At 65.1% G+C, this 23,139-nt stretch carries 23 protein-coding genes; 20 read left to right on the forward strand and 3 right to left on the reverse strand.

Annotated elements, in window-relative coordinates; genetic code table 11:
• Positions 1-102 precede the first annotated feature (102 nt).
• Entirely contained in the window at positions 103-807 is a 705-nt protein-coding gene (locus tag E0702_RS11110; RefSeq protein ID WP_132043823.1) for an autotransporter outer membrane beta-barrel domain-containing protein, read from the reverse strand.
• 237 nt (positions 808-1,044) lie between these two features.
• Here E0702_RS11110 and E0702_RS11115 point away from each other — a divergent pair, with 237 nt between their 5' ends.
• The 18 genes from E0702_RS11115 to E0702_RS11200 all read left to right on the forward strand — a co-directional run bounded on the left by E0702_RS11115 (position 1,045) and on the right by E0702_RS11200 (position 17,745).
• Positions 1,045-1,575 carry a hypothetical protein gene (locus E0702_RS11115; protein ID WP_132043825.1) on the forward strand — a complete coding sequence of 177 codons (531 nt, stop codon included), beginning with the start codon at positions 1,045-1,047 and terminating at the stop codon, positions 1,573-1,575.
• Positions 1,576-1,581: 6 nt separating this feature from the next.
• The gene (locus E0702_RS11120; RefSeq protein ID WP_132043827.1) at positions 1,582-1,827 is read left to right on the forward strand and encodes a DUF2835 family protein; all 246 of its coding nucleotides are present in this window, start codon (positions 1,582-1,584) and stop codon (positions 1,825-1,827) included.
• Positions 1,828-1,906: 79 nt separating this feature from the next.
• Positions 1,907-3,631 (forward strand): HD domain-containing phosphohydrolase, encoded by a 1,725-nt coding sequence (locus tag E0702_RS11125; protein ID WP_132043829.1) that lies wholly within the window; start codon positions 1,907-1,909, stop codon positions 3,629-3,631.
• A 163-nt stretch (positions 3,632-3,794) separates the two neighbouring features.
• Positions 3,795-5,153 (forward strand): flagellar filament capping protein FliD, encoded by a 1,359-nt coding sequence (gene fliD, locus E0702_RS11130; RefSeq protein WP_132043831.1) that lies wholly within the window; start codon positions 3,795-3,797, stop codon positions 5,151-5,153.
• An 18-nt stretch (positions 5,154-5,171) separates the two neighbouring features.
• On the forward strand, positions 5,172-5,597 hold the full coding sequence (gene fliS, locus E0702_RS11135; RefSeq protein ID WP_132043833.1) for a flagellar export chaperone FliS: 426 nt from the start codon (positions 5,172-5,174) through the stop codon (positions 5,595-5,597).
• The gene (locus E0702_RS11140; protein WP_132043835.1) at positions 5,594-5,980 is read left to right on the forward strand and encodes a flagellar protein FliT; all 387 of its coding nucleotides are present in this window, start codon (positions 5,594-5,596) and stop codon (positions 5,978-5,980) included. Before fliS ends, E0702_RS11140 begins: the two co-directional genes overlap by 4 nt.
• An 11-nt stretch (positions 5,981-5,991) precedes the next feature.
• Entirely contained in the window at positions 5,992-7,137 is a 1,146-nt protein-coding gene (locus E0702_RS11145; RefSeq protein WP_132043837.1) for a flagellar hook-length control protein FliK, read from the forward strand.
• Positions 7,118-7,396, forward strand: a complete 279-nt coding sequence (locus tag E0702_RS11150) for an EscU/YscU/HrcU family type III secretion system export apparatus switch protein (RefSeq protein ID WP_132043839.1) — start codon at positions 7,118-7,120, stop codon at positions 7,394-7,396. The genes E0702_RS11145 and E0702_RS11150 overlap by 20 nt, the downstream gene beginning before the upstream one ends.
• A 173-nt stretch (positions 7,397-7,569) precedes the next feature.
• Positions 7,570-7,890, forward strand: coding sequence for a flagellar transcriptional regulator FlhD (flhD, locus tag E0702_RS11155; RefSeq protein ID WP_132043841.1), 321 nt, complete (start codon positions 7,570-7,572; stop codon positions 7,888-7,890).
• Between the two features lie 17 nt (positions 7,891-7,907).
• Positions 7,908-8,486, forward strand: coding sequence for a flagellar transcriptional regulator FlhC (gene flhC / locus E0702_RS11160; protein WP_132043843.1), 579 nt, complete (start codon positions 7,908-7,910; stop codon positions 8,484-8,486).
• Between the two features lie 140 nt (positions 8,487-8,626).
• The gene (gene motA, locus E0702_RS11165; RefSeq protein WP_132043845.1) at positions 8,627-9,499 is read left to right on the forward strand and encodes a flagellar motor stator protein MotA; all 873 of its coding nucleotides are present in this window, start codon (positions 8,627-8,629) and stop codon (positions 9,497-9,499) included.
• Positions 9,496-10,359, forward strand: a complete 864-nt coding sequence (gene motB, locus E0702_RS11170; RefSeq protein WP_132043847.1) for a flagellar motor protein MotB — start codon at positions 9,496-9,498, stop codon at positions 10,357-10,359. Before motA ends, motB begins: the two co-directional genes overlap by 4 nt.
• A gap of 99 nt (positions 10,360-10,458) precedes the next feature.
• Entirely contained in the window at positions 10,459-11,619 is a 1,161-nt protein-coding gene (gene flhB / locus E0702_RS11175; RefSeq protein WP_132043849.1) for a flagellar biosynthesis protein FlhB, read from the forward strand.
• On the forward strand, positions 11,616-13,712 hold the full coding sequence (gene flhA, locus E0702_RS11180) for a flagellar biosynthesis protein FlhA (RefSeq protein WP_132043851.1): 2,097 nt from the start codon (positions 11,616-11,618) through the stop codon (positions 13,710-13,712). Before flhB ends, flhA begins: the two co-directional genes overlap by 4 nt.
• Before the next feature lie 9 nt (positions 13,713-13,721).
• Complete coding sequence (flhF, locus tag E0702_RS11185; RefSeq protein WP_132043853.1) at positions 13,722-16,028, forward strand: flagellar biosynthesis protein FlhF; 2,307 nt, start codon at positions 13,722-13,724, stop codon at positions 16,026-16,028.
• Positions 16,029-16,113: 85 nt separating this feature from the next.
• A complete protein-coding gene (locus E0702_RS11190) occupies positions 16,114-16,551 on the forward strand; it encodes a hypothetical protein (RefSeq protein WP_132043855.1) in 438 nt (145 codons plus the stop codon).
• Positions 16,548-16,943: a flagellar protein FlhE gene (locus E0702_RS11195; protein WP_132043857.1), complete on the forward strand. Its 396-nt coding sequence runs from the start codon at positions 16,548-16,550 to the stop codon at positions 16,941-16,943. Before E0702_RS11190 ends, E0702_RS11195 begins: the two co-directional genes overlap by 4 nt.
• Positions 16,944-17,043: 100 nt before the next feature.
• Positions 17,044-17,745: an RNA polymerase sigma factor FliA gene (locus E0702_RS11200; protein WP_132043859.1), complete on the forward strand. Its 702-nt coding sequence runs from the start codon at positions 17,044-17,046 to the stop codon at positions 17,743-17,745.
• Between the two features lie 24 nt (positions 17,746-17,769).
• Here the strand turns inward: E0702_RS11200 and E0702_RS11205 are convergent, their stop codons facing one another.
• Positions 17,770-18,957 carry an HDOD domain-containing protein gene (locus E0702_RS11205; protein WP_132043861.1) on the reverse strand — a complete coding sequence of 396 codons (1,188 nt, stop codon included), beginning with the start codon at positions 18,955-18,957 and terminating at the stop codon, positions 17,770-17,772.
• 27 nt (positions 18,958-18,984) lie between these two features.
• A complete protein-coding gene (locus E0702_RS11210; protein WP_132043863.1) occupies positions 18,985-21,054 on the reverse strand; it encodes a sensor domain-containing diguanylate cyclase in 2,070 nt (689 codons plus the stop codon).
• 289 nt (positions 21,055-21,343) lie between these two features.
• Here E0702_RS11210 and E0702_RS11215 point away from each other — a divergent pair, with 289 nt between their 5' ends.
• Positions 21,344-22,159: an alpha/beta fold hydrolase gene (locus E0702_RS11215; RefSeq protein WP_132043865.1), complete on the forward strand. Its 816-nt coding sequence runs from the start codon at positions 21,344-21,346 to the stop codon at positions 22,157-22,159.
• Positions 22,159-23,136, forward strand: coding sequence for a GGDEF domain-containing protein (locus tag E0702_RS11220; protein WP_132043867.1), 978 nt, complete (start codon positions 22,159-22,161; stop codon positions 23,134-23,136). The genes E0702_RS11215 and E0702_RS11220 overlap by 1 nt, the downstream gene beginning before the upstream one ends.
• Positions 23,137-23,139 lie beyond the last annotated feature (3 nt).

Below are 23,139 nucleotides of genomic sequence, written 5' to 3' on the forward strand. Positions count from 1 at the left end.
CACCATTTTTGATCTGCATCAACTCTTGATGAGCCATAAAGGCTTCATCACCAGAGCTCGGCAGGAGGATAGGGCAGCCGAGAGACCCCGGCCGCCCATGGCTCAGAAGGTGTAGCTGATGCCGATCATCGCCACCGGATAGACGGAGAGCTCGTCGGCCTCGTCTTCCAGGCGCTGCTCCTCCTTGCGGAGGTCGTCACGGAACTGGTCGCCCTCGGGCGTCCCGTTGCCCTCGAAGTTCTCCGAGCTGCTCAGCGACACCTCCACGTCGGTAGACATCACCCCCACCTCGGAGAAGAAGCCCAGGCCGCGCTCATGGCTGCTGCGCCAGCCCAGCCCCACATAGGGCTGCACGCTATCGGCGATGGTCAGGGTACCGTTGAGGGTGCCCACGTCGCTCGCCGAGTAGGTGTTGCCGTTGTATTCATACTCCTGCCCGTCCTTGGCACGGCCGACCACGTTGGCCTCCATGTCCGGCAGCATGGCGCCGGCGGTCAGGTAGAAACGGCCGCCGAAGGGGTGGTAGGCGAGCTTGAGGGAGCCGGCCTGAAGGTCGATATCCCCGGTGTAGGTTGCCTCGTCGGTATCGTGGTCACCGTCCCACTCCAGGCCACCGTGGTAGCCGGCGATGACGCTGAAGTTCTCGTGCAGACGCCAGGCGGCATCGAGTCCCAGGCCGGTGGTGCCGGCGCCCACGCCGACGGAGACGGTGGAGTCATCCAGCTCAAGGGCCTGAGCAGCGGTGGAGGTCGCCATGGCGGCGGTGATCAGGGCGGTGGCGAGGCCAAGCCGATAGGTGTGCTTCATGGTTGCTTCCTGTGATGAGTCTTCCCGACACTCCTGTCGGGCCAGAGCGCGACGACCAGGGCCCCTGGCCGCCACACCAGGCGCTATCGGCTAACATTTTGAATACTTGAGGGGATCGGGAAAATAACGGCCGACACCAAACACCCGCATGGCGACCTCCATAAAGTTGCCACCGCTTGAGCCGATAGAAAGGGGAGAGCCCCCGCATCATCACCGCTGATCGTCACGAGGCCCGCAATGACACAGATGGAAACCTTCACTACCGCCACCTGCGAGGACCTCGTCAAGCGAGTGGAACAGGCACTGGCCACCCTGACGGCCCGCGACGCCTCCTTACTCCAGGCGGATGCCAGCGAACGAAGCATCGCCTGCAAGCTGGCCTGTCACCTGCAGCCGTTATTCCAGGATTGGGATATTGATTGCGAATACAACTGCTGGGCCAGTCCCTGGCAGCGCAAGGGTCACCTAGTCACCAGCACCACAAGCGCCGCTATCGAGGCGCGCACTATTTTTCCCGACCTACTCATCCATCGGCGCCAGCACGGCGACTGCCTTGCCGTCATAGAAATCATCCTGACCTCTCATCCGCAAAGCCGTCACCAGGCACTCAAGAAACTCCGGCACTGCCAGCAGCGACTCGGCTGCCCTCACGCCCTGCTGCTCAACATAGGTGTCGGAAGTGAGAGCGGGAGCCATGAACTCAGGCTGCAGGAAGTCATTCCACAACCTGCCTCCTTGCCTCGTTCGGGCCACCTGCGGGTCGTGTAGTACGGAATGCCCCACCTCGATTTCCCCCTGAAGCTCAGCCGCAATCAATGCCTCGCCTACTACCGCGGCAGCGCAAGGCAGGTCCATGCCCGCAGTCTGGACGGGCAACGTGTGGCCTTTCCCGCCAGTGCCCTCTCCCGGATCATGACACGCACCGGGGTGCACGGGATCTACCGCCTCACCTTCGATGACGGCGGTCACTTCCTGTCGCTGACCTGGCAGCGCCCACTCCCGCCAGGGCATTCCGGTTAAAGACCGTACCGCTGCGGCCGATACTATCGCCAAGGACTCCTGCACCATCAGCTGCGGGGAAGGTGAAGAAGGGGCAAGTGTGACCGAGAGCAGTGACCAAACCAGCGGAGCCGACACATCCAGCGCCGGCACCGACAGCCCTATCGAGCGCCTGGAGAGCCCGGCGGAGATTCAGGGGCTGCTGCAGGCCATGCAGGAACCCGGCACCACCGAGGTGCTGTGGGACGATGAATCGGACACTCCCACGACCGTACTCGAGGTCCTCCAGGCCTCCAGCCTGACGCTGGACATGACTCTGGCGGACTCCCGCCTGCCTTCGCTGCAACCTGGCCTGACCCTACGCCTGCGTGGCCAGGTGCGTGGCAAGCTGGTCACCTCCCCACCTGTCGAAGTGATCAGTTGCGACGAGGAGAACGACCAGTGGCGCTGCCGTCTGACCTGGCCGGCCTTCCTGGAGGTACTGCACCGCCGCGATACCTACCGCGCCGAGCTTCGGCTCGGGATGCAGGTCGGGGTGCTGGTGGAGCCACTCCGCGAGAACCTGGCCCACCTGCAGATCCAGGCCGACCTGCGCGACCTCTCCGTCGATGGATGTCGCCTGGAGCTGCCGATCAGCGCCAGCCACCTGCTGGGCGAGGGGGCGCCTCGCTTCGGCCTGACACTTTGCTTTGCCAGCGGGGCACGCTTCCAGATCGATGCCGAGGTGCGCCATGTGCAGCCCGAGCCACAGCGTCACCTGGTCACCGCCGGCTTACAGTTTCCCCGGCGCACCCCCGAGCAGGAGCGGCAGCTGTGGTACTACGTGCGTGAAATCGAGCGGGAGAGCGCACGTTACTTCAACCAGGGCACCACGCTGTCTGCCTCCTCGCTGTTTCGCAAGAAGCCCGGCGTGGATCTCATCGGCCGACGCCAGGGGAATGCTTACCCAACTCCCATGGCGCGGCGTCTCTCGGAGGTCGCGGGCTATCTCGATGCCCAGTGGGTCGCCTTGCAGCAGGGAGAACCGCTGGACCTGCCTGCACTGTCACAGCACAGCGAGGCGCTGCTGGAGATGCTGGCCGAGGATCGCGAGGGCCTGCTGTTTGCCCTGATCTGCATGCGCCTGGAGTCGCCCCATGTGCAACATGGCCTGGCCGTGGCTACCCGGCTGCTGGACCTGGTGGGAGAGGCCAGCATGCCCAGCGCCCTACGCAAGGCCATCGCCGCCGTGGCGCTGGTGCACGACCTGGGCAAGGCACTGTTGCGCCCCGAGCTGCTGCAGGCCCCGACCCTGAGCGAGGACCAGTATCGCCAGATGCAGCGCCATGCCCCGCTGCTGATCGCCCAGCTGGAGGGCTGCGACTGGCTACCCCGCAGCGTAGTGCGCGACATCGTGGAGGGCAGCAACGAGCGCCTCGATGGCAGCGGCTACCCGCGCGGACTGCGGGACAACCAGCTCCATCAGCTCGCCCGCATCGCCATGATCGTGGACGTTGCCGACGCCATGGGGCGCGGCCGTGCCGACCGCCCCGCCTGGACCATCGGCGGCATCCACCGCTACCTGCTCGGCCACCCCCATCGATTCGATCCCCACTGGGTCAAGCGCTACATCCTGCACTTCGGGCGCATGCCGGTCGGCACCCTGGTCCGCTTCGCCGACGACACCCTGGGATGGGTGGCCCGCCTGGATCGCCAGGGCAATCCCAGCCAGGTCTACCTGGCCAAGGAACCCGCTCGCCCCGACCAGCGGCTCGGCCGGCTGCTCCACGACGGTGCCCTGCTGGCCAAGGGAGAACCCGTCGAGGCCCTTCCCTTGCCCGATTGAGCTCCCCTTGCCACTTGCGCTTCGCTTATTGCTTGAATTCAGGGCCTAAAGCCGGGACCGCTTCGGCCGATAAGCAGAGAGACAACGGCTCATTGGCGTTTATTGCCGCATGGCGCCTGGCCTGAATCGGTCACACTGTGCGCCACGCTCAAGAGGACTTCACATGGCTACGATCACGGCCCTCGGTATCGGCTCCGGCATGGACCTCAATGGTCTCGTCGACCAGCTCGCCGCCGCCGAACGTCAGAAGCTCACCCCCATCGCTCAGCAACGCCAGGGCGTGGAGAGCAAGATTTCCGCCTATGGACGCCTGGAGGGTGCTCTGTCCGCCTTTCAGGTGGCCACCAGCCAGCTCAACGACGCCAAGCTCTATCAAGGGGTCGGCAGCGAGGTCACCGGCTCGGCCCTGAAGGCCGCCGCCGCCAACACCGCCGCTCCCGGGCGCTACCAGGTCGAGGTCACCGACCTGGCCAGTGCCTATAGCGTCGCCACCGCCGGCGTCGCGGATCAGGAAGCCGAGCTGGGGGCTGGCAGCCTTAATTTCACGCTGGGCAACGGCGAGACCTTTAGCGTCGATATCGCCGCCGGACAGAGCTCCCTGCAGGAGGTTCGCGACGTCATCAACGCCCAGGATGCCGGCGTTCAGGCCACCATCGTCAATGATGGAGACCCGAATGCGCCGTGGCGCCTGGCCCTCGTCTCCACCGAGACCGGCACCGAGGCCGCCATCAGTGATCTTCAGGTAGGTGGCGACCTGGCCACCCAGCTGCAGCTGGATGCCACCACCGAGGTAGCCGCCACCAACGCCTCGCTGAAGGTCAATGCTGTGACCATCACCAGCCAGAGCAACCGCGTCGAGGATGCCATCCAGGGCGTCACGCTGGACCTGACCGAGACCGGCAGCGCCACCGTGGATGTGAGCCTGGACACCGAATCCATCAAGAAGGCCGTGCAGGGCTTCGTCGATGCCTACAACACCCTGCAGTCCAGCATGGCCAAGATGACCCGCTTCAACGCCGAAACCGGCGATGCCGGCGCACTGCTCGGGGATGGCGTGCTGCGGCGCGTGCAGACCCAGCTGCGCAGCGAGCTGACCGGTGGCGTAGGCGAGGGGGAGTTTCGCATGCTCTCCCAGGTTGGCATCAGCGTGGAGCTGGATGGCTCATTGAAGCTGGATGGCGACCGCCTGGACGAGGTGGTGGCCAGCAACCTCGATGATCTGCAGGCCTTCTTTGCCGGCAGCAGCGAGGAAGGCGGCATGGCCGGCAAGCTGGATACCACCCTGGACCAGATGCTGGGTAGCGGCGGCGCACTGAGTGTCGCCACCGATGGCCTCAAGAGCACCGTGCGCAGCCTGGAGAACCGCTACGAGCGCATGGAGGCCAGCATCGACTCCACCGTGGCGCGCTATCGCAGCCAGTTCGCCAAGCTCGACTCGATGATCTCCGAGATGAACTCGATGAGCGGCTATCTGAGCCAGCAGTTCGATGTCATGAACGCCCAGCTTGGGCGCAAGAAATAATCCAGGAGAACCACAACGATGATCACTGCCAGGCAGAAAGCGGCCTATGGTCGGGGTGCCAGTGCCTACGCCCGGGTCGGCGTGGAGAGCGGCGCGCTCTCGGCGAGCCCGCACCAGCTGATCGTGATGCTTTTCGATGGTGCCCTGGCCGCCATTCGCAAGGCGCGCATCCATCTCGAGCAGGGCCACCTGGCCGAGAAGGGTCTTGCCATCTCCAAGGCGCTGGATATCGTCAACCAGGGGCTGATGGCCGCCCTTGACCAGGAAAAGGGCGGCGAAGTGGCCGAGCGACTGGCGTCCCTGTACGACTACATCGCCCGCCAGCTGGTGGCGGCCAACCTGCACAATGACGGACAGCGTCTCGAAGAGTCCGAGCGGCTACTGGAAGAGCTGGCCGGCGCCTGGCGCGAGATCGGCACCCCGCCGCAAGGAGGCGCATCGTGACATCACCGAGTCGCGGCGAGTGCACGGTCACCCCCATCGATGTACTGCGACGCTACGAACGGCTTTGTGAGCTGACCCGCGAGATGCGTACCCGGGCGCGCGAGAGCGCATGGGAGGAGCTGATCGACCTGCAGACCCACTACGTCGAAAGCGTCGCAGGGCTGGCGGAAAGCGAGAAGGGGCTCTCGTTCGACATCGCACAGGCCGAACGCAAGGTCGAACTGCTCGAAGAGATTCTGGAGAATGACCTGGAAGTGCGCCAGCATCTGGTGGAACGTCGCGAGGTGCTGGGTCGTCAAATGCAGGGAACTCGCAACCGACAGAGCCTGGAGCAGGCCTACGGCGCCTCCGGGCGCCAGAGATCAACGATCCACGAACCCTAGGCCCATGATGCATGAGCGGGATCAACCCCATCATCGATACCCTTCTGCACCAGGTGCTGGGCAAGCGGGTGGATATTCCCCCACCTCGCGACCTCAACGAACCGGTGCGCCCGCTCAACCCGGCCGAGGCGCCACGCGCCCTGCACAGTGATTCCCGGCTGGATGGTCGCCCGCTTCCGCCCCCCCTGTCCCAGGCCGGCACCGCCCGCGAGTCGCTCAAGGATACGCCGTTAAAGCCCGCTCCGGAGACCCCGGGGCGACCGGCGGCCTCGGCACAGTCCCACCTGAGCGGCGCCGCCCGCACCATCGCCGACACCCTGCTGCGCTTCCCCTCACCACCAGCGGCCATTCGATCACCCGCTCCCCTGCTGCCGGCCTCCTCGCCCCCACAGGCGACGCCTCCCGCTCAACTGGCCAGTGCCCTGCAGACCCAGGTTCAACAGAGCGGAGTGTTCTATGAGGCGCACGTCAACCGCTGGTTTCATGGCGACTACCCTCGCGACGCCCTGCTCCGCGAACCGCAGATGCAGGCGGCGCCCAGGCTTACCGCGGCGACGCTGCCCCCTCCGGCACCCGGCGCAGCCCCCACCTCGCCGGGAGACGCTCCGCTTCGCCAACTGACATCGCCGCTGGCCCCGCACGCTGGAGGAACGGGCCAGGCCGAGGCCCTGCGACAGTTCGCCGAGCAGGCCTGGGAGGCCCACTCTCGGAGTGGTGCCACCGTTTCCGACATGCCGCAGGATGAACCGCTCCAGGGCCTGGTGCGCCAGCAGCTGGAGATGCTGGCCCAGCCGGTACTGCGCTGGGAGGGCGACATCTGGACCGGGATCTTCATGGCCCTGGTGATCCAGGCGCCACTCCACCATGGGCAGAACCACGGCCAGGAAGATGATAAGGGTCACGAGCAGGACGAACCTACCTGGCAATCGGAGCTGAACCTGGAACTTCCCCACCTGGGCACCCTGGGTGTCCGCCTGAGTCTCAGAGGCACACAGCGTCTGACCATGATCCTAGCCAGCAGCGCAGCCGATACCCGCGATACGCTCGACGCCGAGCTGCCGCACCTGCAGCAGAGGCTAATCGGGCTTGGTTTCAGCGAGGTGCTGCTGAGCGTCGAGGAGCCCGAGGAGAAACCCGATGACTCAGCAGCTACCTGAGCGGGACCCACGCCGCCATGCAGTAGCCCTCTCCTATCGCGACGGCAACACGGCACCCCGGGTCGTCGCCAAGGGCTATGGGGAGCTGGCCGAACGAATCATCGAGGCAGCGAAACAGCACGACATCTTCATTCATGACTCACCCGAGCTTGTTAGTCTGTTAATGCAGGTTCGACTGGATGAGCAGATACCGGAAGCACTCTACCAAGTCGTGGCAGAGCTTCTGGCATGGGTTATTGATATAGATCAACGAAAATAGTGTCTCCAACTTCAACTAATAAAACTTAGGTTTTTGCATTCTGTTGCATTTCCTTCTTGAGGCGGGGCAAAATCCCCTCGCGTCAGGGCAGGCACTCGCCAGTACATCGGCAACATTGCGCTTGCTCTCCGCCTACAAAAATGAAAACGCCTGACGAGTAATAGGGTTTTGCCATGCTGGCCGATGACCTCCTGACGGAGCTTCGGGATATCAATCTGTCATATCTGCTGTTCGCTCAGCGGCTGCTGCATGCCGACCCTGAGCTGGCCCGCTTTCGCCTGAAGCTCGACGAAGAGATGGCCAGCCTGATCGCCTCACTGAACAGCCGCCAGATCCATGAGCTGGCCAGCACGAACCAGCTGCTGTTTCGCTTCAATGTCGAGGACAGCGAGGCACTGAAACAGCTGGTGGATAACCCTCGTAACCAGGGGCTGGGATCCTTGCACACCTCATTGCTGCTCTCTGGCGTTGGCACAAAGAAGAACGATGACTAACCACGCAGGGCGTCGCCATGGCTGAGAAGAGCCTTATCCACGAAATGCAGCAGGTGCAGATGGCCATCGAGCTCATCGAGCTTGGGGCACGCCTGCAGCTGCTGGAAACCGAAGTCGACCTGTCACGCAGCCGCCTCGTCAGGCTCTACAAGGAGGTGCGTGGCATGTCGCCCCCCAAGGGCATGCTGCCGTTTTCCACCGACTGGTTCATCACCTGGTTGCCCAACATCCACTCCTCCCTGTTTTACGGCTTCTATCGCCAGCTTCACCATGAGCAGGGCCTGGAGCGCATCCCCGCCTTCATTCGCGCCTATCGGCTCTATCTGGAGCAGGCCGCTCAGGATGGGGAAGAGCCGGTACTCGGCCTTACACGGGCCTGGACCCTGATCCGCTTCTTCGAGAGCGACATGCTCGAACTCGTAGAGTGCGGTCGCTGCTCCGGCCACTTCGTGACCCATGCCCAGTCCCTGCATCGAGACTACGTCTGCGGCATCTGCCAGCCGCCTTCACGCGCCGGCAAGACTCGCAAGCGCCGCGAGGCCGATGCCGAGCCGCCGCTGCAGCACCCCGGCCTGGGCGAGCGTCGCCAGGCCTGACTCAGCCGTTCTTCCTTGGTATGCCTGCCGCCTTCGCGGCAGGTTTTTTTGTTTCTGCACACCTCAAGTTGCCGGCCCCGCTGCCGATAGGCTTCTTGACGCTGACGCCCACACATCGCCTCCACGAGGGACCCGACACCGTGCTGATACCCATTGGCTTCCTCATCGTCGCCTTCTCGGTCTTCGGCGGCTTCGTTCTAGCCGGCGGCAACCTCGGGCCTCTCTATCAACCGACCGAGATCCTGATGATCTGCGGGGCGGCGGTAGGCGCCTTCATCGCCTCGAACAATGGCAAGGCGATCAAGGCCACACTGCGCACGGCATCACGTCTCAAGCGCACCACTCGCTATGACAAGTCCACCTACATGGAACTCATGGCGCTGCAGTACAAGATCCTCAGCAAGATGCGCCGCGAGGGCATGCTGGGCATCGAGCGCGATATCGACGAGCCCGAGAGCAGCCCCCTGTTCATGGAGCATCCCAAGATCCTCAGTGATCCGATGATCATGGGCTTCATGACGGACTACCTGCGCCTGATCGTCAGCGGCAGCATGGACCCGATGGAGCTGGACGAGCTGATGCTGCACGAGATCGAGGCCTTCGAGCACGAGGCCCACATCCCGGCGGATGCGCTTGGCAAGGTCGGCGATGCCCTGCCCGCCTTTGGCATCGTGGCCGCGGTGATGGGGGTAGTGAAGGCCCTCAGCGCCGCCGATGCCGGCCCCGACGAGATGGGGGTCATGATCGCTCACGCCCTGGTGGGCACCTTCCTGGGTATCCTGCTGGCCTACGGCTTCGTCAACCCGCTGTCGAGCCGAATCGAACGCCAGGTAGGCGAGGCGGTGAAGATGCTCCAGTGTATCCGCGTCACCCTGCTGGCCAGCCTCAACGGCTGTGCGCCGCAGGTTGCGGTGGAGTTCGGACGCAAGGCACTGCACAGCAGTGAGCGGCCCAGCTTCAACGAGCTCGAAGACCACGTGCGCGATACCAAGAGCGGGCTGAACGAGCTATGAGTCAGCAGCGGCCCATCATCATTCGCCGCAAGAAGGTCATTCACAAGCACCATGGCGGCGCGTGGAAGATCGCCCTGGCGGACTTCATGACCGCGCTGATGGCACTGTTCCTGGTCCTGTGGATCGTCGGCACGGCCAGCAACGAACAGCGCGAGTCCATCGCCGAGTACTTCAGGACACCACTTTCCGCAGCGATTACCGGCGATGGCGCCTCGAGCGAGAAGGTCATCCCCGGCGGTGGGCCGGACCCGATCCACGCGGAGGGCGAGCGCGCCCGCATCGACCTCAAGCGTCAGACCCGCCCCAGCGAGGAACGCCGGCGCCTGCGGCGACTCCAGCAACGCATCGAGACGGCGATCCAGGGCGACAGCTCGCTACGTGAACTGCGCCAGCAGCTGCTGATCGACGAGACCCGCGAGGGCCTGCGCATCCAACTGGTCGACAGCGAGCGTCGGCCCATGTTCGAACTGGGCAGCGACCGGGTCGCACCCTACATGCGCGATCTGCTGCATACCCTGGCCCCTCTGCTGAACGAGCTCGACAACCGCATCAGCATCAGCGGCCATACCGACAGCCTGCCCTACGTGAACGGCCAACGCGGCTACGGTAACTGGGAGCTGTCCAGCAACCGTGCCAATGCCTCGCGCCGCGAACTGGTCAGCGGCGGCCTGGACCCCGACAAACTCCTGCGCGTCTCCGGCATGGGGGATCAGCTGCCCCTACCCGATGCGCCACCCGATGACCCCATGAATCGCCGGATCACCCTACTGGTACTCGACACCGAAGCCAGCAACCGCATACAACGCCAGGGCGAGCTATGGCAGCTCGCCGAACGCGCCCCCCTTCCAGAGACCGATTAGCGTGGCATTCGCCACGCTATTCCCGCGATCACCCATCGCCAGACCTGAGCAGAATACGCACCATCCCCAATAGCGTATGACTGACAGGCACCGCCGGGCATGGCCGATCAGAGCAGCGACCAGGAAAAGACCGAACCCGCTACGCCCCGACGGCTGGAGAAGGCCCGCGAGGAGGGCCAGGTCGCCCGTTCCCGTGAGCTGACCACCTTCATGCTACTGCTGGCCGGGGTCGGTGGACTCTGGGGCATGGGCAGCATGCTCTACGACCAGCTTGGGCTGGTCATGGAACAAGCCTTCCTGTTCGAGCGTCGCGAGGCACTGGAGGTCATGCCGATGCTGACCCTGGCGCTGGCACTGGGGGAGCGCACCCTGCTGGCCCTGCTGCCGCTGTTCCTGCTGCTCACCGTGGTGGCCCTGGTGGCACCCGCCTTGCTGGGTGGCTGGCTGATCTCGGCCAAGTCCCTCCAGCCACAGCTCTCCAAGCTCAACCCCTTCAAGGGGCTCAAGCGCATGTTCGGCGTGCAGGCACTCGTCGAGCTGGCCAAGGCGATCGCCAAGTCGGTGCTGGTGGGCAGCGTCGCGGTCGCCTTCCTGTGGGCACGGCGTGACGACTTCCTGGCACTGATGGATCAGCCGATCCAGCAGGCATTGGCCAGTGCCCTGACCATGTCGGCCCAGGCGGGTGGATTGGTGGTGCTGACACTGCTGGTCGTCATCCTCATCGATGTCCCGTTCCAGCTCTGGAACCACGCCAAGAAGCTGCGCATGTCCAAGGAAGAGGTGAAACGTGAGCACAAGGAGACGGAGGGTGACCCGCACGTCAAGGCACGGATCCGCTCCCAGCAGCAAGCCATGGCTCGCGGGCGCATGATGAGCCAGGTTCCCGAGGCGGATGTCATCGTCACCAACCCCACCCACTTCGCCGTCGCCCTGCGCTACGACGGAGCGCGCATGGGGGCCCCTTGCGTGGTGGCCAAGGGACGCAACGACGTTGCCCTGCGCATCCGCGAGATCGCCAGCGAACACCAGGTGCCTCAGCTGGAAGCACCGCCGCTGGCGCGTGCGCTCTATCAGCACGTGGACCTTGAACAAGAGGTCCCGGCTACCCTGTACACCGCCGTGGCCGAGGTGATGGCGTGGGCATACAGCCTGCGCGCCCGGGATGGCAGCACACCCCTCGATACTCCCTACGACCTGCCGGTTCCCGAGGCACTCGATCCCGGTGCCGATGCGGACGACCTGCCTGGAGCCGCACCTTGAAAGCGTTGAACCAACTGCTGGGGCATACCACTGCCCTGCGCCAGGTACAGATGAAGCTGCTGGCGGGCCCGCTGCTGATCCTGCTGGTGATGGCGATGCTGATCCTGCCATTGCCGCCCTTCGCCCTGGACATGTTCTTCACCTTCAACATCGCTCTTGCGGTGATGGTCCTGCTGGTCAGCATGTTCACCCGGCAGCCACTGGACTTCGCCGCCTTCCCCGCGGTGCTGCTGTTCACCACCTTGCTGCGCCTCTCGCTCAACGTGGCGTCTACCCGGGTCATCCTGATGGAGGGCCATCAAGGCGGAGATGCCGCCGGACGGGTCATCGAGGCGTTTGGCCAGTTCCTGATCGGCGGCAACTTCGCCGTGGGCCTGGTGGTGTTCGCCATCCTGGTGGTGATCAACTTCATGGTAATCACCAAGGGTGCCGGCCGCATCGCCGAGGTCGGGGCTCGCTTCATGCTCGATGCCATGCCCGGCAAGCAGATGGCGATCGATGCCGACCTCAATGCCGGTCTGATCGGCGAGGAGGACGCTCGCCGGCGCCGCGCCGAGGTTGCCCAGGAGGCCGACTTCTACGGCTCCATGGATGGCGCCAGCAAGTTCGTGCGTGGCGATGCCATGGCCGGCCTGGTGATCATGGTGGTCAACGTGATCGGCGGCCTGCTGATCGGCATGCTGCAGCACGACATGGCGTTCGGCGACGCGGCTCGCACCTATACGCTGATGACCATCGGCGATGGCCTGGTGGCGCAGATTCCGGCCCTGGTGATCTCCACCGCGGCCGGCGTGACGGTCTCTCGCGTCAACACCGATCAGGACGTCGGCCAGCAGATGATGAGTCAGCTGTTCGTCAGCCCTCAGGTCCTGATCCTGTGCGCCGCGGTGATGGGCCTGCTGGGCCTGGTGCCCGGCATGCCGAATCTGGTGTTCCTGCTGTTTACCGGCGTGCTCGCTGGCCTGGCATGGACGCTGCAGCGCCGGGCCGCCAGGGAGCAGGCCGAAGCCGATCTGCAGGCGCCTCCGCCCCCAGCACCAGAGGCGCCGGAAGCCAGCTGGGATGATGTCCAGCTGGTCGACCCGCTCGGCCTCGAGGTCGGCCATCGTCTGATACCGCTTGTCGACGAGCGCCAGGACGCGGAACTCCTCGGTCGCATCAAGAGCGTTCGCAAGAAGTTCGCCCAGGAGATCGGCTTCCTGCCGCCCGTGGTGCATATCCGTGACAATCTCGAGCTCGGCGCCAACACCTATGTGATCTCGTTGAAGGGCGTGGAGATCGGCCGGGGAGAATCCTTCCCGGGCCGCTGGCTGGCCATCAACCCCGGGCAGGTCTCCGGGGAGGTCGAGGGCACGCCCACCCAGGACCCAGCCTTCGGGCTGCCGGCCCGCTGGATCCAGCAGGATCAGCGTGAGCTGGCCCAGGTGTACGGCTATACCGTGGTGGACGCAGGAACGGTGGTGGCAACCCACCTCAACCACCTGCTTCAGCAACACGCCGCCGACATGCTCGGAAGGCATGAGGTGCAGCAGCTGCTCGACAAGCTCGGCGAGGAACAGAAGGCCCTGGTGGAAGAAGTCGTCCCCAAGGCACTGACGCTAACCACCCTGCAGCGCATCCTGCAGTCTCTGCTGCAGGAGGAAGTATCGATCCGGGATCTGCCGACCATCCTCGACACCCTGGCCGAGTACGCCCCCCACCAACAGGATGTCAACGAGCTGGTGGCCCAGGTGCGCATCGCCCTGGGCCGCGGCATCACCCAGCAGTGGTTCCCGCCGGGCGAGGAGATGCGCGTCATCGGCCTGGATGCCGGCCTTGAGCGTGTGCTGCTGCAGGCCATGAACAACAACAGCGCCCTGGAGCCGGGGCTCGCCGATACCCTGATGGAACAGGCCGGTATCGCCCTGACGGAACAGGAGACACGCGGGGAGCCGCCGGTGATGGTCGTTCAGCATGCGCTCAGACCACTCCTGTCACGCTTCCTGCGCCGCCAGCTCCCCCATCTTGTCGTGATGTCGCAAGCCGAAGTCCCCGCCGACCGAACGTTGAGGGTCACAAGCCTCGTCGGCGGTCAGGCTGCATCGAGAGGATAATACGACACCATGAGTGTGATTCGTTTCACCGGCGTCAACAGCCGGGATGCCATGCGCCGGGTCAGGGATGCCCTGGGTGATGACGCCCTGATCCTGGCTAACCGACGCACGGAAAAGGGCTTCGAAATCCTGGCCATGGCGGAGGAGCATGCCGTGGCCGCCGCCCAGGCGCCCGAGGCTCTGCCGCCAGCAGTTCCCTCGAGCGCCAAGGCACCTGCCGAGCCAACACCCGATCCACAGCTGGAGCGGCGCCCCCTGAGACTGGCCTCCCCATCTGAGGTCGTCGACGATGCTCCCGTAAAGCACGCCCCCCGTCCTGCTGGGCCCCCAACCGAGCCGCTTGAGCAGGACTTCGCCGCCCTGGGAAAGCGCCTGCTCGGTGAGATGCAGGAGATGCGGACCCTGCTGGATCGCCCACGGGTGGCCCCTGGCGAGAAGTCACTGACGGCGCAGTTGATGCAGGAGCTCCACAACGCCGGGTTCAGCAAGCCGCTCGCCGACAGCCTGCTGACCGGCCTGCCACCGGAGCTTGCCGATGCCCCCACGCGTATCGCCGAGGGGCGTGAGTGGCTGATGCAGCGTCTTACCCGGCGGCTGAGCCACGAAACGGCCCATGACCCCTTCTCTGCAGGTGGCATCGTGGCGCTGGTCGGCCCGACCGGTGTCGGCAAGACCACCACCACCGCCAAGTTGGCGGCACGCCAGGTCATGCGCCTTGGCGCCGATGCGGTGGCACTGGTCAGCACCGACAGCTACCGCATTGGCGCGCATGAACAGCTCCGCATCTACGCCGAGCTGCTTGGTGTCTCCCTGCTCACCGTCGACAGCGACACTCCCCTCGAGACGCTGCTACCACGCCTGGCCGACAAGCAAATGGTGATCGTCGATACCGTGGGCATGAGCCAGCGCGATGCACGCCTGGTGGACCAGCTGGAGAGCCTGCACGCCACGGGCCGCCCCCTGCACCTGCTGCTGTTGCTGAATGCTGGCAACCAGGGGGAGACCCTCGAGGAGGTGGTCACCACCTATCAGCGCGCAGCCAGTGCCGCCGGTCATCCATTACGCGATGCCATGCTCACCAAGCACGACGAGGCCGCACGACTGGCGCCGGTGCTGGATGTCGTGATCCGCCATGGGTTACGCCTGCACTATGTCTCTCATGGACAGCGCGTACCGGAAGACCTGTCACCGGTGCAGGCCGACACCCTCGCTCAGCAGGCGCTGGCCCAGGGCACCGAACATGCCGACAGCACCTGGCACTCGGGGGCCGAGGCTCCACGCCTGAGCCGGCTGTCACGCCAACTGCTCGGTCAGGGCAGAAATCTGGCAACCCTGTGGCAGACCCTGCGTCGTGAGGTACCCGGCTTCAGCGCCCTGGAAGCGGCCTGGGAGCTGACCGACCTCCCGGCAGACCGGCAAGGCGACGCCCTGGCACGCCTGCAGGGACGACCGGCCGAGGCGAACTGCCTGCTCTGGGCTCGCCCGGGACCGGCCCGTGGCCAGACCTGGGCCATGCCGGCACTGTGGCTGACCGAGGAAGGGATGCCCTGCGGGTTGCCGCTGCTGCAGCATCAGCAGCCGGCAGGGTGGCCGGAACGGCTGGCCTGGTCCTCGGACTGGCAGCCACGCCTGCATATCCTGCCCAGCCTGCCCGATGCCGAGACGCGCCGCCGGCTGGACAGCGACGGGTGTGCCTGGCTGAGCCATGCCAGCCCGCTTAACCGCCTCTGGCACGCCGGAGCCCGACAGCCCATCAGGGAACTCGCTCCACTGGCGACCTGGCAGGATCAACAACAGACGGTGCTTCGTCAGCAACCGCTTATTGCCGACTTGCATCACCTCTCGCTACCCCAAGGACTGTCCCCCGGGGAAAGCGAGGGCTCCCCTCTGGCGGCATGGTACGCCCGGCTGACCCATGCCGAGAGTGGCAAGATCGCAAGCGAGCGTTACTGGGTCGCCTCCGCGACTGCACCCTCTGCACTCACTCCCCTGCTGGGTCGCCTGGTCATGCTGGACACGATGACGACGCTGACCGCGCGGGCTGACAAGGCGCTAGCCGAGACGCCGCTGGGCGAGCTTGACCGCAACTGGCGCCTGGCCATGGCCGCCGGCCTTGCGGGCCTTGCCTGTCACCTGACTGCCACGCAAGCCTCCTGGGCCATGGACCTGAGAGGTGAGTTGCTGGCCCTTAACGGCAGCAGGCGACGTGCCGGAACACAGGCGATGCTCGACGGCTTGATCCTGTTGTTCCTGGTGGAAGACACCTTCGTCAATCTTGGCACCCAGTGGCGGGGAGGCAGCGCGCATGGCAGCTGATCAGGCACAGGGCTTGCGGCAGTGGATGCAACGGCAAGAAACGGCGTCGGAGTCAGGCGAGGCAGCACCGAAGGACACCTCTCCCATGGACGCTTTGACATCGTCACCGACGGAATCGTCTCCGGCGTCACCGCCAACGGCCCAGCACACCCTGATGGTGGTGGGCCTTGGCGATACTTCCAGCGCCCAGGTTGCCCGGGTCCGGCAGGTGCTCGAGCGCTGGGGCAGTGCGGGGCGCCACTGGGTCGCAGACCCGGATGCCTGGCGGATTGTGCCGGTCATGGCGGACTCGCCTGACCTGCCGTGCCTAGCCCAGCAACAGGCGCGCTGGGGGCTCTGGGTCGATGACGACCGACAAGCCTTCCGGCGAGCCCATGACACCCTGAAGCTCCTGCAGGAGCAGCCCGGCCCCCGCCAGATGATCATGCTTCACCCGGCGCCGCCGACCCAGGGGTTGGTGCCCAACGTGCGTGCCGTGGCCAAAGCAGTTTTCGACATCGACTTGCTGGTGGTGTCGGCATGAAGCTTCGCACGATGGTGGCACTCGTCGGGATGCTGGTCGTCGCGGATGCCCATGCCTCGGGAAGCTGGTCACAGCAGGCCCCGGGGCCGCGTCTCGTGATTCCGGGACGCACGGTCGAGACACCCCTCGCGCCCCCGGGCGCCGCCTCGTTGTCCGGCCGGCAGGTCACTCGGGTCCGCTGGCGATTCGACCACGACGCGGCCCCGGGTGGCTTCGCGGCCTCACTGTGCCATCAGGAAGCGTGTGTAGAGGTGGTCCATCCCTTCGGCTGGACCGACGCCTTGTACGGCAAACCTGCGGATGGCGACCTGCGCTTCCGCTTCCGCCGACTCTCTCCGCAGGGCCCACCGATCCAGATTCGCCACCTTCGGATCATCGTCGATTACCGCTAACCCATGATTAGTAGGCCAAACTCCTGCTTTCTCACCCGTTGCCCGATATCCGACCTGGCCAATAATGGCATACGTGGGACCACGACTCGCGAGGGCATGCATGTACACGGCTAAGGGCAAAGTCGATCAAGGCAGCCTGCTTGATCAATACCTGCCGATGGTGCGCCGCCAGGCATTGGCCCTGCAGGTGCGGCTGCCGGCCAGTGTTGACCTGGACGACCTGATCCAGGCAGGCGCGGTGGGCCTGCTCGATGCGTTCAACCGCTATGACGCCAGCGCCGGCGCCACCTTCGCAACCTTCGCCAGCCAAAGAATCCGGGGCGCCATGCTCGATGAGTTGCGCACGCGTGACTGGCTTCCTCGCAGCGTCAGGCGTCAGGCCCGCGCCATGGAAGAGAGCCATCGACGCTTGGCCCAGCAACTGGGGCGCGCGCCCGACGAGCGCGAGATTGCCGATGACCTGGGCATGCCCCTGGTCGAATACCAGAAGCTGCTCAATGACACGAACTGTGGCTTGCTGATGCCCTTCGAGGAGGTAGTGGCTGCCGGCGGTGAACCGGCCCCTGATCATGCGGATAGCGAGGCACCACAGGCGCTGCTGGAAGCCTTCGAGGACCAGACCCGGCTCGCCGCCGCCATCGAGGCACTTCCGGAGCGGGAAAAACTGCTGATGGCCCTCTACTACCAGGAAGAGTTGAACCTCAAGGAGATCGGCCTGGTGCTGGGAGTCAGCGAATCTCGCGTCTGCCAGCTGCATAGCCAGGCGATTCGCCGCCTACGCGCACAGCTTCTCGAAAGCTGATCGATGACGCATGCCACCCGGCCCTCAACGTAACGCCATGAGCGCCTGCGTCTGAGCCACGGCCTCCAGGTAGGCGCCGCGCAACTGATCCATCGCCAGCTGGTCGGCGTGCGCCTCTGCATCGGCCTGGAGCGTCTCATACTCCTCGACCAGTGTGAGCAGCGCCCCCTGCTCACCTCGCCGCTCACGCAGCGCCCGGACGATGTCGTCGTGGAGAGGAATCTCCATCAAGAGGGTCTGCTGGTCGATCTGCAACAGCCGATCCATCAACGAGAAGAACCCCGTCGAGAAGGCATGCTCGGCTTCAAGCGATGCGAAGGGACGGGCCAGTGCACGGCACATGAACCCTCGCACCAGGGCCTGACGCAGAGTGAATACCAGCCGCGGTGTGTCATAGGCCAGCAACAAGGTGGCCACCAGTACCCGAAGCTCCCGCAGGCCGATGACCATAATGGCCTGGCGAAGCCCCAGCGGCTGGCTTGGCGGCTGAAAGTAGCTCGAATGGGCCAGCTTGATGATACTCGCGTGCAGGTAGGGGTACTGGATGATGTAGCGCTCTATGGACTCCAGGCTGACGTCGACTCGATAAAGCTCGGAGAAAAGGCGCAGCTTGATATTGGGATTGCCATGTCGCCCCGGGTGCACAGGCGCATGTGTTACCGGCTGCTCCAGGCAGCGGCCTGAGAAAAGGTCGCAGCTTGCTTCCCGCGAGGCGTTGAGCTCGCTCAGGCTATCGATACCACAAGCTGCTACTCGCCCACCCGACTGTCGCCAGGAGAGGTATGCCTCTGGCACAAGCGACCACCTGCCGTCGACCAGCAGCAGGTCGACGGCATCCAGCAGTTCCGGGTCTGGTGACTCATCCTCGGCCAGGTGCATCCCCAGGCGATAGCCCTCCGACCTAAGGCGCTGGATCGTGCGCGTTCCCGGCCGCTTCGACGGCTCCGCCGGCAGGATGATCCGAAGTCGGTCGGGCTGCGCCGGCCACAGCTCAGGGTAGGCCAGCCACTCGCCTCCCAGGTCCAGCCACAGCAGGCGATTCCCCACCAGCCGATCGAGCCCGGTCTCATACAGCAGGTGACAGCAGGCCCTGGCGCTCTGAGTTAGCTGATCCTCACTGGTGGCATCTGTCGTGAAGAAGGCTCGCTCGGCGACATGGGTCCACTCGTCATCGAACACCGGCTCGACCAGGATATGGCTTGGTTGATGCATCAACACGCTGCTCCTTAGCGAGGTCACTCAGGTGGCGAGGCGTACGCGGTTGCGTCCCGCACTCTTGGCCTGGTACATCGCTTCATCCGCGCGTTGTACCAACCCCTTGCGGCTATCCCCTTTTCGCCAGCTAGCCACTCCGATGCTAACGGTGAGCCCGTGTGGCAGGCCAGGCACCTCCAATGCTTCCACACGTTCGCGCAAGCGTCGAGCCAGTCCTTCACCGGCGACCCGGTCCGAGCTGGTAGCAAGCACGATGAACTCTTCGCCGCCCCAACGACCGACATAGTCACAGCTTCTCAGCGTTCTGGTCAGCTCTTCCGCGAGGGCGACAAGGGCCTGGTCACCGAGATCATGGCCCTGGGTGTCATTGATATGCTTGAAGTGATCGACATCCAGCAGCAACACGGAAAGTGGGCGTCCATAACGATCTGCGGCGGCCAACTCCTCTTCCATCAGCTGCTCGATCCGGTAGCGATTGGCCACGCCGGTCAAGGAGTCCCGGTGAGCCAGCTCCAACAGGCGCGCATTGGCCTCCTTGAGCCGCTCACTCTTGCGCTGCAGGCGGGCATTGAGATGCGAGATTTCCTCGGCGGACTCCATCACCGCCAGGTCCTCGGCCAGATCCATCGCGGCCAGCCTCTCGACCCGCTCCCACTCCTCACTGTGCCCACGGACCTCCTCTCGCCACACCTGATGACGCTCGAGCAGGCGTGACGACCCGGACGGCTCCACGGCCAGCTTGCCGGTTTCCGGCATCCCCGCCCAGGTATGTGACTGGCGAAGCTCGGCGCGAAACAACATGAGCCAGCGACGGATATTGCCTGCGGTCAGCATCGGCACGGCCAGCACGCCGCAGGCACTTCCAAGCTCCAGATCCTTTGTCAGCGGGTCTTCGCTGGCCGAATCGGTGTACCAGGGACCACCATGCTGATGACCTCTCTCGAGGCGCTCCCTGAACAGGGCCAACTGATGGTGGGATGGCACCTCTCCTCGGGTCTCCTGTACCCCCGGGGATACCAGTGCGACACCGCTGGCCCGAAACAGCGCCAGCCAGTCATCGCCGTGTCGCACCAACAGCTCCGCCGGAGTCAAAAGTCCGGCATGCTGCGAGGCCAGCAGGTCGCGACTATCCTGCACCCGCTGGCGATAGCGGGCTTCGGCCCTTGCCTTGAGAAGAAAGAGCCGCTGCGTGGCCATCTGTACCAGCCCCATGGCCGCATCGCGTATCTCCGGCACTACATGATGGGCTTGCCCGGCCTGCCCAACGAGCAGCCCCCAGACACCCGAGTCACCTCGAATCGCCATGGTCAGCACGCTCTCAACCCCCATGCGTTTCAGGTATTGTCGCTGCTCCACCGACAGCTCTCTCAGGCCTCCAGCAGCGTGCCGGAGATCCAGGAATGCGGCCTCGCCTCCCGCAATTATCGACACGCCAGGCGCTTGTATATCAGGCACATAGCGCAGCGGGAGAACGTCGAAACGCTGACGGACATCGGGCGGGAAGTCCCGGCTGGGAAAACGCATGCCCAGCAGGGGACGAACATCATGGTCAACACTCTCCGACACCACCGCCCCATGCCCTTCCGCATCGAAGGCACAAACCACCACCCTTTCATATCCTGTGAGCTGCTTGACCCCCTGCGTCAGGCACGCCAGAAGTGCATCGACATGATTGGCGTCGGCAAGCCGGCGTATCCAGGCGTTGACATCGGCCAGGAGGTTTCGCTGATTGAGGGTACCGACGCGCTCGACCTCGAGCAGCACGCCCTCTTCCTGAAGCGAGGCTTCCAGCTGGAAGCGAAAGCTGAGCTGTCCCACCTTACGCTTGACCCGCAAGGTACCACCGACGTCTCCGTTCCCCTGAATCACGCGCTGGAGACGCTGAAGGGTACTCCGTCCCAGCACCGCCTTGGGCCCATTGGCAATTGCCACTTCGGGCGTCACCCCAGTGAAGTCATTCAGGTTCTCACTCGCCTGCAGCACCGTGCTGCAGGCGGCATCCAGCACCAGCAAGGCGCCATGCGGCTGTATCTCGGGTGGTGACAGTGAAGCGGTCTGGGCAAGCGGACGATCATCTCGATCAAGGATCAACACGGTGAGACTCCATCAGACACAGAGTCGCCTGTTCACTGGGGTAGATCACCTCCACAGCGGGGAGTGGACGAGGCATCCCAGTGCGTATTCCGGGCGGGATAGCAAGCATATCGCCAGGGCCTCCTCGCCATACCGTTCAAAAGGGGCATCTTTCATGCCTAATCGTCGGATATGCCCTGCAAGGCCTCTGCGAGACTTGTGATGCAACGCGCTGCAGCCTTGAGCTTCTCGAGGCCTCCACTCACTCTGTAGTTATTTCCGACCAGGATGCTTTGCCCCAGGAGCCCCAATGGCCGATATCCGCCACCTGTTGAACATCACCGAGCACGGTCGTGGCGAGACCCCGCTGCTGCTGATCCATGGCTTCGGCTGCGACCAGACCGCCTGGCGGCGACTACTGCCCTACCTGGAGGCCGACTATCGCCTGATCCTGGTGGACCTGGCCGGTTTCGGCTGCGCCGCACCCGAGGCCTTCGACCCCGAGCGCCACGCCACCCCGGCCGGCCACGCAGAAGACATCGTCGCCCTGTGTGATGCCCTCTCGCTAGAGGGTGCGGTGATGCTCGGCCACTCCATCGGCGGCACCATCGGCCTGCTCGCCTCGATGGCTCGCCCCAGGGCCTTCCGCCGGCTGGTGATGGTGTGCAGCTCGGCGCGCTACCTGGATGACCCACCCGACTACCGTGGCGGCTACAGCCACGAGCAGCTCGACGGGCTGATGCAGCTGATGGAGCAGAACTACCTGGACTGGGCCGGCACCCTCTCGAAGGTGGCACTGGGCGATGCCGCCACCGGCGACCGGGAACACGACCTGCGCGAGCGATTCCTGGCGGTAGAGCCGCAGGTGCTGCGCCCGCTGGCGCGCAGCATCTTCTTGGGCGACACCCGTCGCCACCTGGCCGAGGTCAGCGTGCCCAGCCTGATCGTGCAGACCGCGCGGGACGCCATCGTGCCACTGGAGGCCGCCGAGTACCTGCAGGCCCACCTGCCCGAGAGCGAGCTGGCGGTGATGGAAAGTGCCGGTCACTACCCGCAGCTCACCGACCCCGAGCTGCTGGCCCGCACGCTGCAGGGCCGGGTCACGACCCGAGCGGACCGTCCCTGATGGAGATTCAGGCAGCCGACCTGGCCCGCTGGTGGCACCTGGCGTCCTTCGGGCAGGCGGTGATCGACGAGCAGGGAATGATCTTGCAGGTCAACCGGACGCTCGGCGACTGGCTCGGCGCGCCCATGCGCCGCCTCATCGACCAGCCGGCCAGCGAGCTCTTCACCCCCGAGGCGCGCATGCTCTACCTGGGGCTGCTGGCCTACCGGGTGGCCGAGCACGGCGAAGCCGGTGAGGTGCACCTGACGCTGCGGGTCAAGGAAGGCGAGCCCATGCCGGTGCTGTGCAGCGCCCGTCTGATCCTGCATCGGGGCGCCAGCCTCACCCTGCTCTCGATGCTCACCATCGCGCGCAAGGATCGCCTGGAGCGGGAACTGCTCGAGGCCCGCCAGGCGACCCAGCGCGCCCTGGCCGAGAAAAGCGCGGCACTGGCCGAGCTCGAGTCCCTGCACGACACCCTGAGCGCCCAGCGGGCGGCCCTGGAGCAGACCAACCAGCGACTGGGCCAGGAAGCACTAAGCGACGTCCTCACCGGACTGCCCAACCGACGACGCTTCGACCAGGCGCTGGAGGCCGCACTTGCAGGCCCTTCTGCCACCTTCAGCGTGGCGATGCTCGACATCGACCACTTCAAGCCGGTCAACGACCACCACGGTCACGCCGCCGGCGACCGCGTCCTGCAACGCCTGGGGGAACTGCTTAGCAGCCAGCTACGCGGTGACGATCTCGCCGCACGCATCGGCGGCGAGGAGTTCGGCCTGCTCATGCCAGCCGCCAGCCTCGAGGCGGCGACCTGTGCACTGGAGCGGCTGCGCCAGGCCGTGGAGGCTCGTCCCCTTGAGGAGCTGGCGATCACCCTGAGCATCGGGGTGACCCAGTATCGCGCGGGCGACACCCGTGAGACCCTGATGCAACGCGCCGACGACGCCCTCTATGCGGCGAAGCGCGCGGGTCGCAACCGCATCGTCAGTGACTGACCG

Source organism: Halomonas marinisediminis, assembly GCF_004347715.1.
Classification (GTDB): Bacteria; Pseudomonadota; Gammaproteobacteria; order Pseudomonadales; family Halomonadaceae; genus Halomonas; species Halomonas icarae.

Bases quoted from the DNA above. Each gene is read 5' to 3' on its own strand.
- E0702_RS11195 (WP_132043857.1), top strand. From the start codon at position 16,548: ATGAAGCTTCGCACGATGGTGGCACTCGTCGGGATGCTGGTCGTCGCG.
- flhD (WP_132043841.1), top strand. From the start codon at position 7,570: ATGCTGGCCGATGACCTCCTGACGGAGCTTCGGGATATCAATCTGTCA.
- E0702_RS11150 (WP_132043839.1), top strand. From the start codon at position 7,118: ATGACTCAGCAGCTACCTGAGCGGGACCCACGCCGCCATGCAGTAGCC.
- E0702_RS11205 (WP_132043861.1), bottom strand. From the start codon at position 18,957: ATGCATCAACCAAGCCATATCCTGGTCGAGCCGGTGTTCGATGACGAG.
- E0702_RS11200 (WP_132043859.1), top strand. From the start codon at position 17,044: ATGTACACGGCTAAGGGCAAAGTCGATCAAGGCAGCCTGCTTGATCAA.
- E0702_RS11115 (WP_132043825.1), top strand. From the start codon at position 1,045: ATGACACAGATGGAAACCTTCACTACCGCCACCTGCGAGGACCTCGTC.
- E0702_RS11145 (WP_132043837.1), top strand. From the start codon at position 5,992: ATGAGCGGGATCAACCCCATCATCGATACCCTTCTGCACCAGGTGCTG.
- fliD (WP_132043831.1), top strand. From the start codon at position 3,795: ATGGCTACGATCACGGCCCTCGGTATCGGCTCCGGCATGGACCTCAAT.
- flhC (WP_132043843.1), top strand. From the start codon at position 7,908: ATGGCTGAGAAGAGCCTTATCCACGAAATGCAGCAGGTGCAGATGGCC.
- fliS (WP_132043833.1), top strand. From the start codon at position 5,172: ATGATCACTGCCAGGCAGAAAGCGGCCTATGGTCGGGGTGCCAGTGCC.
- E0702_RS11190 (WP_132043855.1), top strand. From the start codon at position 16,114: ATGGACGCTTTGACATCGTCACCGACGGAATCGTCTCCGGCGTCACCG.
- E0702_RS11120 (WP_132043827.1), top strand. From the start codon at position 1,582: ATGCCCCACCTCGATTTCCCCCTGAAGCTCAGCCGCAATCAATGCCTC.
- flhF (WP_132043853.1), top strand. From the start codon at position 13,722: ATGAGTGTGATTCGTTTCACCGGCGTCAACAGCCGGGATGCCATGCGC.
- E0702_RS11110 (WP_132043823.1), bottom strand. From the start codon at position 807: ATGAAGCACACCTATCGGCTTGGCCTCGCCACCGCCCTGATCACCGCC.
- motB (WP_132043847.1), top strand. From the start codon at position 9,496: ATGAGTCAGCAGCGGCCCATCATCATTCGCCGCAAGAAGGTCATTCAC.
- flhB (WP_132043849.1), top strand. From the start codon at position 10,459: ATGGCCGATCAGAGCAGCGACCAGGAAAAGACCGAACCCGCTACGCCC.
- E0702_RS11220 (WP_132043867.1), top strand. From the start codon at position 22,159: ATGGAGATTCAGGCAGCCGACCTGGCCCGCTGGTGGCACCTGGCGTCC.
- E0702_RS11215 (WP_132043865.1), top strand. From the start codon at position 21,344: ATGGCCGATATCCGCCACCTGTTGAACATCACCGAGCACGGTCGTGGC.